14 protein-coding genes are annotated in these 13,361 nt (G+C 64.3%); 11 read left to right on the forward strand and 3 right to left on the reverse strand.

Annotated elements, in window-relative coordinates; translation table 11 throughout:
* Positions 1-178: 178 nt before the first annotated feature.
* Both E3C22_RS17745 and E3C22_RS17750 read right to left on the reverse strand, forming a co-directional pair.
* Entirely contained in the window at positions 179-901 is a 723-nt protein-coding gene (locus E3C22_RS17745; protein WP_134759253.1) for a hypothetical protein, read from the reverse strand.
* A gap of 151 nt (positions 902-1,052) precedes the next feature.
* Entirely contained in the window at positions 1,053-2,015 is a 963-nt protein-coding gene (locus tag E3C22_RS17750; protein WP_134759255.1) for a formate/nitrite transporter family protein, read from the reverse strand.
* Positions 2,016-2,208: 193 nt separating this feature from the next.
* Here E3C22_RS17750 and E3C22_RS17755 point away from each other — a divergent pair, with 193 nt between their 5' ends.
* The 11 genes from E3C22_RS17755 (at position 2,209) to E3C22_RS17805 (ending at position 12,476) form a co-directional block, all read left to right on the forward strand.
* Entirely contained in the window at positions 2,209-2,517 is a 309-nt protein-coding gene (locus E3C22_RS17755; protein ID WP_134759257.1) for an FtsB family cell division protein, read from the forward strand.
* 389 nt (positions 2,518-2,906) lie between these two features.
* The gene (gene pdhA, locus E3C22_RS17760; protein WP_134759259.1) at positions 2,907-4,016 is read left to right on the forward strand and encodes a pyruvate dehydrogenase (acetyl-transferring) E1 component subunit alpha; all 1,110 of its coding nucleotides are present in this window, start codon (positions 2,907-2,909) and stop codon (positions 4,014-4,016) included.
* A gap of 176 nt (positions 4,017-4,192) precedes the next feature.
* Positions 4,193-5,641 (forward strand): pyruvate dehydrogenase complex E1 component subunit beta, encoded by a 1,449-nt coding sequence (locus tag E3C22_RS17765; RefSeq protein WP_134759261.1) that lies wholly within the window; start codon positions 4,193-4,195, stop codon positions 5,639-5,641.
* Between the two features lie 32 nt (positions 5,642-5,673).
* On the forward strand, positions 5,674-6,177 hold the full coding sequence (locus E3C22_RS17770) for an SRPBCC family protein (protein WP_134759263.1): 504 nt from the start codon (positions 5,674-5,676) through the stop codon (positions 6,175-6,177).
* 14 nt (positions 6,178-6,191) lie between these two features.
* Positions 6,192-6,797, forward strand: a complete 606-nt coding sequence (locus E3C22_RS17775; protein WP_134759265.1) for a Uma2 family endonuclease — start codon at positions 6,192-6,194, stop codon at positions 6,795-6,797.
* Positions 6,798-6,818: 21 nt separating this feature from the next.
* Positions 6,819-8,264, forward strand: coding sequence for a pyruvate dehydrogenase complex dihydrolipoamide acetyltransferase (locus E3C22_RS17780; protein ID WP_134759267.1), 1,446 nt, complete (start codon positions 6,819-6,821; stop codon positions 8,262-8,264).
* Positions 8,265-8,274: 10 nt separating this feature from the next.
* Positions 8,275-8,922: an SGNH/GDSL hydrolase family protein gene (locus E3C22_RS17785; protein WP_134759269.1), complete on the forward strand. Its 648-nt coding sequence runs from the start codon at positions 8,275-8,277 to the stop codon at positions 8,920-8,922.
* Positions 8,923-9,037: 115 nt separating this feature from the next.
* The gene (gene lpdA / locus E3C22_RS17790) at positions 9,038-10,492 is read left to right on the forward strand and encodes a dihydrolipoyl dehydrogenase (protein WP_134759271.1); all 1,455 of its coding nucleotides are present in this window, start codon (positions 9,038-9,040) and stop codon (positions 10,490-10,492) included.
* 199 nt (positions 10,493-10,691) lie between these two features.
* A complete protein-coding gene (locus E3C22_RS17795; RefSeq protein ID WP_134759273.1) occupies positions 10,692-10,940 on the forward strand; it encodes a GlsB/YeaQ/YmgE family stress response membrane protein in 249 nt (82 codons plus the stop codon).
* A 103-nt stretch (positions 10,941-11,043) separates the two neighbouring features.
* Entirely contained in the window at positions 11,044-12,018 is a 975-nt protein-coding gene (gene lipA, locus E3C22_RS17800) for a lipoyl synthase (RefSeq protein WP_134759275.1), read from the forward strand.
* 11 nt (positions 12,019-12,029) lie between these two features.
* Positions 12,030-12,476: a type II toxin-antitoxin system RatA family toxin gene (locus E3C22_RS17805; RefSeq protein ID WP_134759276.1), complete on the forward strand. Its 447-nt coding sequence runs from the start codon at positions 12,030-12,032 to the stop codon at positions 12,474-12,476.
* A gap of 128 nt (positions 12,477-12,604) precedes the next feature.
* On the opposite strand, the gene E3C22_RS17810 is transcribed toward E3C22_RS17805, so the two are convergent.
* Positions 12,605-13,291, reverse strand: a complete 687-nt coding sequence (locus E3C22_RS17810; RefSeq protein WP_245514694.1) for a gamma-glutamylcyclotransferase — start codon at positions 13,289-13,291, stop codon at positions 12,605-12,607.
* Positions 13,292-13,361 lie beyond the last annotated feature (70 nt).

A 13,361-nucleotide genomic window follows, 5' to 3' on the forward strand; every position in this document is an offset into this window, starting at 1 on the left:
GCGCAATAAGCTATTACGGATGGCTCGGGGCCGACAACTCCGCAGGAGAAGAGCCAGCGAGCCGCGGCATGGGACAAGGCGCGTCTGCGGCTAGCCGCTGGGGCGTTTTGCCGACCGGAGACGCACAAACTCGCCGAAAGCCGTCAATTCCCGCTGATGGCTGTCGAGATTGCGTTACTCAGCAGGAGCCGCGCAGATGCACCTGCTTCCAGCCGCTGCGCTCGCCGCGGACCTTCACGGTTACCTGCCTGGTGCCGTATTCCGCCGGGATGACCCGCGCGACCTGATGCTCCGGCTCGATCACGCCCCATTCGCGGACGGTCTCGTAGCGAGGCGCGACGACATAGCGTTCGACCGTCGCTTCGCGCACCAGCACCCTTTCGCGGGAGATGCCGTACCGGGCGGGGATCACCTCGGTCCATTCCCGGCCGGGCACGACGATGGCGCGGGTGCTCGAGCCGTAGCGTGGCGCGACGGCGATGCGGCAATAGACCCGCTTGCCGTTGACGATCCGCCATTCGAAGCGATCGCCTCCCGGCTCGAGCAGCACGGGCTCGGACACCGTCTGATAGGTCGACGGCGCGGCTCGGCGGATGACCTGTGCCGGTTCGAGGACGATCTGCTTCTCGACGTAGCGATATTCGGCCGGGACGTGGCGCTCCGTGACGCCCCCTGGCTCGACCAGCACCTCCCGGGTGACCCAGCCGTAGCGGGCGGGGACGACGTCATAGACCCGTTCCGCCGGGCGGACGACATAGGTCTCCTCGACCGTCGCATAGGCCGCCGGTTCCACCACCGGCTGATAGCAGGCAGTCGGGCTGCCGCCGGCGCTCGCCGGGGCGATGGCCAGCGAGAGACTGCTCGCGGCGGTCAATAGAGCGATGAGCGGTCTTGCAGCCATACCCGTTCTCCCGGATCGATACCTCGTCGAAACCAGGATAACGCGCTTTCCTTCAAAGCGTATCGAAGTAGAACGGTCTGACTGCGGCTAGGGTTAAACTCGCATAATTGAATGAAATGCCGTGTATCACTCTTGAGACGGTGCCCGGTCTTCAGTGCCGATGCTTCTTCTCGATGCCGATCAGCCAGTCGCGCCAGTTCAGCCGTTCGCCATAACGCTCGAACAGACGGGAGTCCTTGTGTTCGGCAAAGAGCGCGTAGTTGAGCACGGCAACGAAGGTGACGCCGCCGATCGTATTGCCGAGCAGCACCGGCAGGACGAACTCCGGAAACAGTGGCAGGAGATCGACGTCGGACTCGCGGAAGGCGAGGAAGAACACCTCCACGGACGAGGTAATGACGTGAAAGAAGGCCCCGACGCCGATGAAATACATCAGCAGCCAGACGACCAGGATGCGCGAGACGGTGTCCTTGCAGGCATGCACCAGCCAGACCATGGCGGCGACGATCCAGCCGGCGATGATCGCCTTCGAGAAGATCTTGAACCAGCCGGTCTCATGGGCATGCCGGCCGATCTCGATGGCCTTTTCGAGCCGCGGCGCGTCGAGTACGTCGAAATAGGCGAGGAGGGCGGCGACGCCGACGGCGCCGACCATGTTGGCGACGAGCACCACCAGCCACAGCCGCGCGAGATTGGCGACACTGGCAAGCTTCGTCAGCACCAGCACCACCGGTGTCAGGGTGTTCTCGGTGAAGAGCTGGTAGCGGCCGAGAACGATGATCAGGAAGCCGACCGGATAGAGCAGGTTGCCGACGACGCCGGGCGTCGCCTCGTGGGCCGTCTCGGCGAAGATGACGCGGGCGAGAAAGGTCAGGCCGAGCGCACCGCCGGCGCCGAGGCCGCTCCAGAACAGATAGCGGTTCGTCGCGTCGAGTTCGTGGTCGGCGACCGAGAGGACGCGGGCGAAGATCTCCTCGAAGGAGAAGAAGTCGCGGATCGTCGAGCCGTCGGAGGGGGCATTGTCCAGCGACTCTTCCGGATCCCGCCGGGCCTTTTCCGCCTCGTCGGCGTCTTCGTTGAGGTCGTCCCGAGCGATATTGGCCTCGCGCACCATCGACGTGTTTTCCGCGCCTGACGTCCCGGACCCTTTCCGGGATCAATCGCCGGCCGATGAGAGGATAGGGTGGCAAGGGCCTGAAAGAATGGGCGCAATCGCTACCGCGTGCATTTTGCTTCGCCTGCAGGCGCGGCGGGTTTACGCCGGCTTAACCAAGCCCGTGCGAATCTGGCGGTCCCCGGAGGCCTCCATGCACACGATCCAGAAACGCAAGTCGTTTTTCGGCAAGCTGATCATTCCCGCGCTCACCTCGGCGGTGCTCGCCTATTTCGTGCTGCACGCCAAGACCGGGCAATATGGCAGCGAGGCGAAGCAGGCCTTTTCCCGCCAGCTGGCCGTGCGCAATGCCGAATATGCCGAGCTGCTGGCCGAGCGCGACGCGCTGGAACGGCGTGTCAAGGCGATGAAGGACGGCACCCTCGAAAAGGACATGGTCGACGAGAATGCCCGCCGGGCGCTGAATGTCGCCCGCGAGGACGAGATCGTCATCCTGCGCTGAGCGCCGCGATTCGCTATCCCATCATGTGATTAACGCCGCGATCTTGCCATCGGCCGGGGCCATCCTAGCTCCGATGGCGACGTCGCTCGTCATCCGGGCCTCTCAGTGGGAGGTTTGTCGGGGCGAAATATTGCGGGCGCGAACGGGCTCGCCAGAGGGCGGCGCCCCGGCGAAGCGGACGCGGCGACAAAAGATTTCTCCCGCATTGCACCATGAAACTGCCGCGCTTTTTCAACTGATCGACGGTTAAACAGCCGGTCTGAGATGTGTTTAACAGAAATTCGGTTAAAGTATCGGGCCGCGCTTGAAGAGGGGTGGTCCTCCAATATAGTTGGCTGCAAACGAGAGACGTGGAACGTCGAAGCCACCGGTCAAGAAGGGGAGTCGCCATGGCGGCAAGGCCACGCAAATCTGCTGCGAATTCGTCCGGCGCCAAGACCGCGAAATCTGCGCCCGAGAGCTCGGCGCATGAGATCGTCAAGACGCTCGAACATTTCGACGCTCCGAAGCCGGCGAAGTTCGCCAAGGACGAGGACGTCCGCGCCTATCGCGACATGCTCCTCATCCGCCGCTTCGAGGAAAAGGCCGGTCAGCTCTACGGCATGGGCTTCATCGGCGGCTTCTGCCACCTCTATATCGGCCAGGAAGCCGTCGTCGTCGGTATGCAGATGGCGATGAAGGAAGGCGACGAGGTCGTCACCGGCTATCGCGACCACGGCCACATGCTTGCCACCGGCATGGAAGCGCGCGGCGTCATGGCCGAGCTCACCGGCCGTCGCTCGGGCTATTCCAAGGGCAAGGGCGGCTCGATGCACATGTTTTCGAAGGAGAAGAAGTTCTTCGGCGGGCACGGCATCGTCGGGGCGCAGGTGCCGATCGGCACCGGGCTCGCCTTTTCCAACAAGTACAACGGCGCCGACGCGATCGCGATCACCTATTTCGGCGACGGCGCCGCCAATCAGGGGCAGGTCTACGAAAGCTTCAACATGGCCTCGCTGTGGAAGCTGCCGGTCGTCTACGTCATCGAGAACAACCGCTACGCCATGGGCACTTCGGTGAGCCGCGCCTCGGCCGAGACCAACTTTTCCCACCGCGGCGTGTCGTTCAAGATCCCGGGCTTCCAGGTCGACGGCATGGACGTCAGGGCAGTCAAGGCGGCCGGCGATCTCGCCGCCGAGCACTGCCGCTCCGGCGACGGTCCGATCATCCTCGAAATGATGACCTACCGCTATCGCGGCCATTCGATGTCGGATCCTGCGAAATACCGCAGCCGTGACGAGGTCCAGAAGATGCGGTCGGAATCGGATCCGATCGAGCAGGTGAAGAAGCGACTCGTCGGCGATCACGGTATGTCCGAGGACGACGTCAAGGCGATCGACAAGGAAGTCCGGGACGTCGTCGCCGACGCTGCCGATTTTGCCCAGAACGATCCCGAGCCCGATGTCTCCGAGCTGTGGACCGACGTCTATGCCGAGGACATTCCGCAGGCGGCGGAATAAGGCCGTGACGGATTTTAGGGCTGGCGCCTGCCGCCGGCCCGCAAGCTGGCGCGAGGAGTTCGCGCCGCCCCATGTGAAGACAGGCTGGCGGTCAGCCCGCGGTGCCGAAGGCGGCATCCGGGTACTCCGCCCAAAAGACCAGCCAAACGACCCGTTTGTCAGGAGGAAACACCTTCATGCCGACTGAAATCCTGATGCCGGCGCTGTCCCCGACCATGGAGGAGGGGACGCTCGCCAAATGGGTCAAGAAGGTCGGCGACAGCGTCGCGCCGGGCGACGTCATCGCCGAGATCGAGACCGACAAGGCCACCATGGAAGTCGAGGCGGTCGACGAGGGCACCCTCGGCAAGATCCTCATCGACGAAGGCTCCGAGGGGGTGAAGGTCAACACGCCGATCGCCCTCCTGCTCGAGGAGGGCGAGGACGAGAGCGCGCTTCAGAACGGCGCGGCCGGCGCGGCGAAATCATCCAAGCCGGATGAATCCGGCAAGACCGAGGAAAAGCCGGAGCCCGCCGAAAAGCCCGCGGCTTCGTCTGTCGAGGACATGTCGGCCCGCCGCGTGCCGGCCGAGGGCAAGACCCATCCGGACCCGGACGACGTCGAGGGCGAACTCGCCCAGGAGATCCCCGAGGGCACGGAGATGGTCTCGACCACCGTGCGCGAGGCGCTCCGCGACGCCATGGCCGAGGAAATGCGCCGCGACGAGAAGGTCTTCGTCATGGGCGAGGAGGTCGCCGAGTATCAGGGCGCCTACAAGATCACGCAGGGGCTGCTCGACGAATTCGGCGCAAGGCGCGTCGTCGACACGCCGATCACCGAACACGGCTTTGCCGGCCTCGGCGTCGGTGCGGCCTTTGGCGGACTGAAGCCGATCGTCGAGTTCATGACCTTCAACTTCGCCATGCAGGCGATCGACCAGGTCATCAATTCGGCGGCGAAGACCCTCTACATGGCCGGCGGCCAGATGGGCTGCCCGATCGTCTTCCGTGGCCCGAACGGCGCGGCTGCCCGCGTTGCCGCCCAGCACAGCCAGGACTATGCCGCCTGGTACAGCCACGTGCCGGGGCTCAAGGTCGTCCAGCCCTACACGGCATCGGACTTCAAGGGACTGCTGAAGTCGGCGATCCGCGACCCGAATCCGGTGATCTTCCTCGAGAACGAGATCCTCTACGGCCACTCCTTCGAGATCCCGAAGCTCGACGACTGGACGGTGCCGATCGGCAAGGCGCGCATCCACCGCAAGGGAAAGGACGTCACCATCGTCTCCTTCGGCATCGGCATGACCTATGCGGTCAAGGCCGCCGAAGAGCTTGCCAAGGACGGCATCGACGCCGAGGTGATCGACCTTCGCACCATCCGCCCGATGGATCTCGATACGGTGATCCGTTCGGTGAAGAAGACCAATCGATGCGTCACCGTCGAGGAGGGTTTCCCGCAGAGCTCGGTCGGCGCGCACATCGCCTCGGAGATCATGGTCCGCGCCTTCGATTATCTCGATGCCCCGGTCCTCAAGGTCGCCGGCAAGGACGTGCCGATGCCCTATGCGGCGAATCTAGAAAAGCTGGCGCTCCCCTCGGTCAAGGAGGTGATCGACGCGGTGAAGGCCGTCACCTACTCGGATTGAGCTGAAGACCTTTCGAAAGGACCGCCGCCGCAATGATGCCCGCCGGCTCGCCAGACCTGACCGAAGATGGCGCGCTCGTCCTGACCAGGGACGTGGCGCGGCCCCGCGAGCATGTGTGGCGCTGCCTGACCGACCCCGCCTGCTTCAAGGTATGGTGGCGCGACAACCTCGAATTCGAGGCAAGGCTCGGCGGACGTTTCGTCGAGCCCTGGGTCGACCCGTCGGGCCGCCAGCGCAGGACGCAGGCCGAGGTGACGGCGTATCAGCCGCCGGAAGGGCTGGTGATGATCTGGGCCGACGAGGATTGGGAGTTCGACACCGTCGTCTCCGTCACGCTGACGCCGATCGACGGCGGCACCCGCGTCACGATCGAGCATCAGGGCTGGGAGCGGGCGGCAGAACCCGATCGCGCGACCTATCTTCTCGACCACCATGGCGGGTGGGGGCGCCATCTCGACAATCTCGCCGCCTTCGCCGAGGATCTCGTTGCCGACGAGGCCGAGCCGATGCTGCGCGCCGGTGGCGCCAGGCACTGATGAGGGAGGCGGCGATGTCCAGAGCTGAGCAGCTTTCTCCCGGGCCCCGCAAGGCGACCTATGCCGATCTCGAGGCGGCCGATCCGCTGCTCGTCGCCGAGATCATCGACGGCGAACTGGTGACCCATCCGCGGCCGGTGCCGAAGCATGCTGCAGCGGCTTCCTATCTCGGAGCCGAGATCCTCGATGCATTCGGACGCGGCCGTTCAGGCCCGGGCGGCTGGATCATCCTGGATGAACCAGAATTGCATCTAGGCCCCGACGTGATTGTCCCTGACATTGCCGGCTGGCGGAAGGAGCGTTTGAGCGCGCTGCCGGATAGGGCTTATTTCGACATCGCCCCGGACTGGGTCTGCGAGGTCATCTCGCCCTCGACCGAGCGCTACGACCGGAACGCCAAGCGCCGGATATACGCCGAGGCCGGCGTGAAGCACATGTGGCTTCTCGATCCGCGCGCCGAGCTGCTCGAGACCTTCGCTCTCGCCAATGGCCGGTGGATCGTCGGCCCGACCTTCGACAACGCCGCGGAAGTCAGGGCCGAGCCCTTCGACGCCATTGCCTTTCCGCTGACCATTCTCTGGCCGCTCGACCCGGCCCCCGACACTCAAAACGCGCAGTAAGACGCTTTCGGAGACGCCCATATGCCGATCAACGTCACCATGCCCGCCCTGTCTCCGACGATGGAGGAGGGCAATCTCGCCAAATGGCTGATCAAGGAGGGCGACGAGGTCTCCGCCGGCGACATCATCGCCGAGATCGAGACCGACAAGGCGACGATGGAGGTGGAAGCCGTCGACGAGGGCACCCTCGCCAAGATCGTCGTCCCGGCCGGCACCGAGGGCGTCAAGGTGAACGAGGTGATCGCGATCCTAGCCAGCGAAGGCGAGGACGTCTCCGATGCCGCTGAAAGCGGCGGCAAGGCGGAGAAGGCCTCCGCCGGCGACGACAAGGGCGGCGCCGTGGCGCCCGACCCGAAGGCGGACAACGCTTCGACCGGCAGCAAGGCAGACGCCGAGAAGCCGGAGATGCGCGGCGACAGCCGCAGCAGCGACGAAGCGGCGAAAAGCGGCGCCAATGGTGCCGCCTCGTCCAGGGCCGGGTCGGCGCCCTCTGACGGCAAGGGCGGCCGCGTCTTCGCCTCGCCACTCGCCCGCCGGCTCGCCAGGGAGGCCGGGATCGAGGTTTCGGCCGTCGAGGGCTCCGGCCCGCATGGCCGCATCGTCAAGGCCGACATCGAGGCTGCGCAGAAGGACGGCGGCGCGAAGAAGGCTGCGGCCGACAGGCCTGCCGAGGAGAAGAAGGCGCCCGAGGCCGCCGCTGCTCCGATGGCCAAGGCCGCCAGCGACGAATCCATTCTCAAGCTTTTCCCCGAAGGCTCCTACGAGAAGGTGCCTCACGACGGGATGCGCAAGACAATTGCCAAGCGCCTCGTCGAGGCCAAGCAGACGGTCCCGCATTTTTACCTCACCCTCGACTGCGAGATCGACGCGCTGCTGGCGCTGAGGAAGCAGCTCAACGACGCCGCGCCGATGACCAAGACCGATGCCGGCGACAAGCCGGCCTACAAGCTCTCGGTCAACGACATGATCATCAAGGCGCATGCTCTGGCGCTGAAGGCGGTGCCGATGGCCAACGCCTCCTGGACCGAGGGCGCGATGCTGATCCACAAGCATGCCGATGTGGGTGTCGCCGTCTCGATCGAGGGCGGGCTGATCACTCCGATCATCCGCCGTGCCGAGGAAAAGACCCTGTCGACGATTTCCAACGAGATGAAGGATCTCGCCAAGCGGGCCCGCGCCCGCAAGCTGAAGCCGGACGAGTATCAGGGCGGCACGTCCGCGGTCTCCAATCTCGGCATGTTCGGCATCAAGGACTTTTCCGCGGTCATCAACCCGCCACACGCAACGATCCTCGCGGTCGGCTCGGGCGACCAGCGGGCGGTGGTGAAAAGCGGCGCCGTCACCGTCGCGACGATCATGACGGTGACGCTCTCGACCGACCACCGGGCCGTGGACGGCGTCCTCGGCGCCGAGCTGATCGCGGCGTTCAAGAATTTCATCGAAAACCCGATGTCGATGCTGGTGTGAGGACGCGGCGATGAAGACCGTCCTCGCCTATGGCGACTCGCTCACCTGGGGCTACAACCCCGAGACCGGCCTCAGGCATGAGTTCTTCGACCGCTGGCCGAACGTCGTCGCCAAGGCGCTCGGCCACAATGTCCGGGTGATCTCCGAGGCATTGAACGGCCGGACGACCGTGTTCGACGACGAGATGGTCTTTGCCGAGCGCAACGGCGCGAGGATCCTGCCGACGGTGCTTGCCAGCCACCAGCCGCTCGACCTCGTGGTCATCATGCTCGGCACCAACGATCTGAAGTTCCACACCGGCGGCGGCCGGGTCTTCGAAAGCCGGCAGGGGCTGGAGCGACTGGTCGAGATCGTCCAGACCTTCCCTTACCAGCGCGGCTACCAGCCGCCGAAGCTGCTGCTCGTTGCGCCGCCGCATTTCACCGCGACGACGGAGCCGGATTTCTCGCTGCTCTTCGGCCATGCCATCGAGGAGAGCCAGCACTTCCGCTCGGCGGTGACCAAGGTCGCCGAGGAATACGGCTGCGAGATGTTCGACGCCGCCGAAGTCTGCGAGGCCTCGTCGGCCGACGGCGTCCATCTGACGGCGGAACACACGCGCGCCCTCGGCGAGGCGCTGGTCGAGCCGATCCGGGCGCTGCTGGCGGACGACGCGTGACCGGGTCACGGACCGGCCCCGCAGCAGGCGAGTGGCTGCCTTCCCGCAGCCGGGCTTTTCGCCGCGCCATAAATCACTGACATCAAAAGAACAGATCGACCGAGGGAACGACGATATGGCTGACACCTACGACATCCTGGTCATCGGCGGCGGGCCGGGCGGCTACGTCGCGGCGATCCGCGCAGCCCAGCTCGGCTTCAAGACCGCCGTCGTCGAGCGCGAGCATCTCGGCGGCATCTGCCTCAACTGGGGCTGCATCCCGACCAAGGCGCTGCTGCGCTCGGCGGAGATCTTCCACTATGCCGAGAACGCCCAGAACTATGGCCTGAAGATCGAGAAGCCGAGCTTCGAGATGGAAGCGGTGGTCAAGCGCTCGCGTCAGGTCTCCGGCCAGCTCTGCGGCGGCGTCGGTTACCTGATGAAGAAGAACAAGATCGACGTCATCTGGGGCGAGGCGAAGCTGACCAAGGCCGGCAAGGGCGGCCCGGTCGAAGTGACGGTCGGCAAGTCGAAGAAGCCGGTCGTCGAGCCGCAGAACCCGGTGCCGAAGGGAACGCTCGGCGAGGGCACCTACAAGTCAAAGCACGTCATCGTCGCGACCGGTGCACGGCCCCGTGTGCTGCCGGGCATCGAACCGGACGGCGACCGCATCTGGACCTATTTCGAGGCGATGAAGCCGAAGGCGATGCCGAAGAGCCTGATCGTCATGGGCTCCGGCGCCATTGGCATCGAGTTCGCCTCCTTCTACCGGACGATGGGCGCCGACGTCACCGTCGTCGAACTCCTGCCGCAGATCATGCCGGTGGAAGACGCCGAGATCGCCAAGATCGCCCGCAAGCAGTTCGAGAAGCAGGGGCTGAAGATCCTGACGGACGCCAAGGTGGCGAAGGTCGAGAAGGGCAGGGACGGCGTTACCGTTTCGGTCGAGACCAAGGGCGGCAAGTCCGAGACGCTGAAGGCCGAGCGGCTGATCTCGGCGGTCGGCGTTCAGGGCAATATCGAGGGCCTCGGCCTCGAGGAACTCGGCGTCGAGACCGAGCGCGGCTGCATCAAGATCGACGGCTTCGGCAAGACCAATGTCGAGGGCATCTATGCCATCGGCGACGTCGCCGGGCCGCCGATGCTCGCCCACAAGGCCGAGCACGAGGGGACGATCTGCGTCGAGAAGATCAAGGGGATGGACGTCCATCCGATGAAGAAGACCGAGATCCCCGGCTGCACCTATTGCCAGCCGCAGGTCGCCTCGGTCGGCCTCACGGAGGCCAAGGCGAAGGAAGCCGGCCACGAGGTCAAGGTCGGCCGCTTCACCTTTAACGGTAACGGCAAGGCCATTGCGCTGGGTGAGCCGGAGGGCATGGCGAAGACGATCTTCGACGCCAAGACCGGGGAGCTTCTCGGCGCCCATCTGGTCGGGGCGGAGGTGACCGAGCTGATCCAGGGCTTCGTCATCGCCATGGGCCTGGAGACCACCGAGGAAGAGCTGATACACACCTGCTTCCCGCATCCGACCCTGTCGGAGACGATGCATGAGAGCGTCCTCGACGCATACGGCAAGGTCATTCACCTCTGACGAGTCTTGGGAGGGTAGGGCTGGTTTCGCCCGCTCCGCCAGTCTCGCCGCCAATGCAACGTCCGGGCGGCGCGGCGCATCGTCGGCCACGCCATTTCCCGCGAATAGTTCGCGCGATCGGCGAGAAAACCTCTTGCCCGACTTCTGAGAGCCCTAACTACTTCGGCAACCCGATCAATCGTCCTCAGGAGTCAACATCATGGGTTTTCTTGCAGCCATAATCGTCGGCGGCCTTGCCGGCTGGCTTGCCGAACAGGTCATGCGAAGCGACATGGGCTTCATCATGAACATCATCCTCGGCGTCGTCGGCGCGCTGATCCTCAGCTTCGTCCTCAGCCTGTTCAACATCGGCGTGCCGGCCGGGGCGGAATTCTCTTGGGCCTACCTGCTCACCGGCTTCGTCGGCGCCTGCCTTCTGATCTTCATCGCCCGCGCCGTTCGGCGCTGACGCGATCTTAACACCCTTGCATGACGGTCAAGGCCGTCATGCACCTTCCCCCGCGGGTGCCGAGCCGATTGCATCGCCAAAACCGGAGGCTTAAGTAGGCCCCATGGTCACCATCCTCGACACCCGCCTCGCCGAAGCCGACAAGCCGAAGCTTCGCCATCCCGAAAAGGCCCATCGCCCGGATGCCGTGGCGAGCCCGCCGAAGCCGGACTGGATCCGTGTCAAGGCGCCCGTTTCGAAAGGCTATTTCGAGACCCGCGAGATTGCCCGGGAAAACAGGCTGGTGACGGTCTGCGAGGAGGCCGGCTGCCCCAATATCGGCGGCTGCTGGGAGAAGAAGCACGCGACCTTCATGATCATGGGCGGCATCTGCACCAGGGCCTGCTCCTTCTGCAATGTCGCAACCGGCATGCCCCACGCGCTCGATCAGAGCGAGCCTGAGAGCGTCGGTCGCGCCGTCGCCAAGATGGGCCTCAACCACGTCGTCATCACCTCGGTCGACCGCGACGATCTTGCCGATGGCGGCGCCGAGCATTTCGTCCGCACCATCCGGGCGATCCGCGCCGCAGCGCCCGGCACCACGATCGAGATCCTGACGCCCGACTTCCTGCGCAAGCCCGGCGCGCTGGAGCGGGTGGTCGAGGCGAAGCCCGATGTCTTCAACCACAATCTCGAGACCGTGCCGTCGAAATATCTCACAGTACGCCCCGGCGCCCGCTATTTCCATTCGATCCGGCTGCTGCAGCGGGTGAAGGAACTCGATCCGACGATCTTCACCAAATCTGGCATCATGGTCGGGCTCGGCGAGGAGCGGAACGAGGTGCTGCAGTTGATGGACGATCTTCGCACCGCGGATGTCGATTTCCTCACCATCGGCCAGTATCTACAGCCGACCAAGAAGCACCATGCGGTGATCCGCTATGTGAGGCCGGAGGAGTTCCAGTCCTTCGAGAAGGTCGCCCTCACCAAGGGCTTCCTGGTCGTGTCTGCGAGCCCGCTCACCCGTTCATCCCACCATGCCGGCGAGGATTTCGAACGCCTCAAGGCAGCCCGTCTGGCCCGTCAGTCCGCCGCGTAACCCGCCTCGCCATGCCGAAATTCGAAACGACCCGCCACGTCCATCACACCGCCGACGAGATGTTCGCCCTCGTCGCCGATGTCGAGAAATATCCCGAGTTCCTGCCGCTTTGCCAGGCGCTGACGATCCGTCAGGAACGCGAGAAGGAGGGCAAGCGGCTGCTCGTCGCCGACATGACGGTGGCCTACAAGATGGTCCGCGAGACCTTTACCTCGCAGGTGCTGCTGAAGCCCGAGGAGCGGCGGATCGAGGTGTCCTACGTCAACGGCCCGTTCAGGTTCCTCGACAATCGCTGGGACTTCGTGCCGACCGGCGAGACCACCTGCGACGTGAAGTTCTTCATCGAATACGAGTTCAAGAGCCGCACCCTCGGCATGCTGATGGGCTCGATGTTCGATTACGCCTTCCGCCGCTTCGCCACCGCCTTCGAGGAGCGGGCGGACAAGGTGTATGGGTGAGATAGTGCAGCGGGCAAAAAGCCCGCTGAAATATGCCGTCACTGTTGGCAGCCGTCTCTCAACCCAATCTGAAACAGGATGCAAGAAAAGCGTTTCAGACACGAGAAATCGAGCCGCCGAGTGGGTGATCAGCTGACCTGTTGGCGCTGGCTTTCCCATATTTGTTCTGCCATCAGCTTCTGTATTTTCCACAGGTTGCGATCTCTAATCCCATGCTCTTCCAGTTTCGTGATTGTGTTGAAAGCATACTGCGCGGATGAGCCCCAATGCCCGGCGGCGCGGCTGAGCACGCTCGCAACTTCAGGCAACGGGCGCTTCCCCGCATAGGCGCCGCCTGTCCGAAGCGCCACGAATGCCAAGGTCTTCAGGCGTCCGCTCGTGGTCGACACATTTATCCACTTGGCGATATTCGTTGGAGGCTTCGCGTCAAGTTCGCGCTTGAGCAATCTCACGATCTGTCCGTGCATGTCGTCTTCGGGCGATCGATAGGCAATCCCGAGACAGGTTCCGCCCCTATCGAGCGCTAGCATCAGGGCAGGCAGTTCGCGCGTGCCCCGCCACCTTGTCAGCTTCAGGCAGAACGAGCGATGCCATCCCGCAGCGACCGCGGGTCTTTGCTCGTCAGCTTGAAACTCCGGATTCCAGATCAGAGAGCCGTAGGCGAAAACCCAGAGATGCTTGGGATTGTATTCTGCGAGCAGAGCGGTTGCCATATCGTGCAAGTCAGCGTCGGTATGGTCACTCGTTCCGGGTTCGGGGCCTGGATCAGGCTCCATCCTATCGACCAAAGCTACGAGTTCGGCTGTCAGATCCATGTTGCGCATCGGCATGCCTCAAAGTTGAGACTGGCAACATTCAGCCTCACCGAGCCGAAGTCCGCAATGG

The sequence above is a fragment of the Jiella endophytica genome, assembly GCF_004519335.1.
Taxonomy (GTDB): Bacteria; Pseudomonadota; Alphaproteobacteria; order Rhizobiales; family Rhizobiaceae; genus Jiella; species Jiella endophytica.

Excerpts from the sequence above, each read along its gene's own strand:
- E3C22_RS17770 (WP_134759263.1), top strand. The coding sequence starts at position 5,674 with ATGATGCCCGCCGGCTCGCCAGACCTGACCGAAGATGGCGCGCTCGTC.
- E3C22_RS17805 (WP_134759276.1), top strand. The coding sequence starts at position 12,030 with ATGCCGAAATTCGAAACGACCCGCCACGTCCATCACACCGCCGACGAG.
- E3C22_RS17765 (WP_134759261.1), top strand. The coding sequence starts at position 4,193 with ATGCCGACTGAAATCCTGATGCCGGCGCTGTCCCCGACCATGGAGGAG.
- lpdA (WP_134759271.1), top strand. The coding sequence starts at position 9,038 with ATGGCTGACACCTACGACATCCTGGTCATCGGCGGCGGGCCGGGCGGC.
- pdhA (WP_134759259.1), top strand. The coding sequence starts at position 2,907 with ATGGCGGCAAGGCCACGCAAATCTGCTGCGAATTCGTCCGGCGCCAAG.
- E3C22_RS17780 (WP_134759267.1), top strand. The coding sequence starts at position 6,819 with ATGCCGATCAACGTCACCATGCCCGCCCTGTCTCCGACGATGGAGGAG.
- E3C22_RS17775 (WP_134759265.1), top strand. The coding sequence starts at position 6,192 with ATGTCCAGAGCTGAGCAGCTTTCTCCCGGGCCCCGCAAGGCGACCTAT.
- E3C22_RS17795 (WP_134759273.1), top strand. The coding sequence starts at position 10,692 with ATGGGTTTTCTTGCAGCCATAATCGTCGGCGGCCTTGCCGGCTGGCTT.
- lipA (WP_134759275.1), top strand. The coding sequence starts at position 11,044 with ATGGTCACCATCCTCGACACCCGCCTCGCCGAAGCCGACAAGCCGAAG.
- E3C22_RS17755 (WP_134759257.1), top strand. The coding sequence starts at position 2,209 with ATGCACACGATCCAGAAACGCAAGTCGTTTTTCGGCAAGCTGATCATT.
- E3C22_RS17785 (WP_134759269.1), top strand. The coding sequence starts at position 8,275 with ATGAAGACCGTCCTCGCCTATGGCGACTCGCTCACCTGGGGCTACAAC.
- E3C22_RS17810 (WP_245514694.1), bottom strand. The coding sequence starts at position 13,291 with ATGGATCTGACAGCCGAACTCGTAGCTTTGGTCGATAGGATGGAGCCT.
- E3C22_RS17750 (WP_134759255.1), bottom strand. The coding sequence starts at position 2,015 with ATGGTGCGCGAGGCCAATATCGCTCGGGACGACCTCAACGAAGACGCC.
- E3C22_RS17745 (WP_134759253.1), bottom strand. The coding sequence starts at position 901 with ATGGCTGCAAGACCGCTCATCGCTCTATTGACCGCCGCGAGCAGTCTC.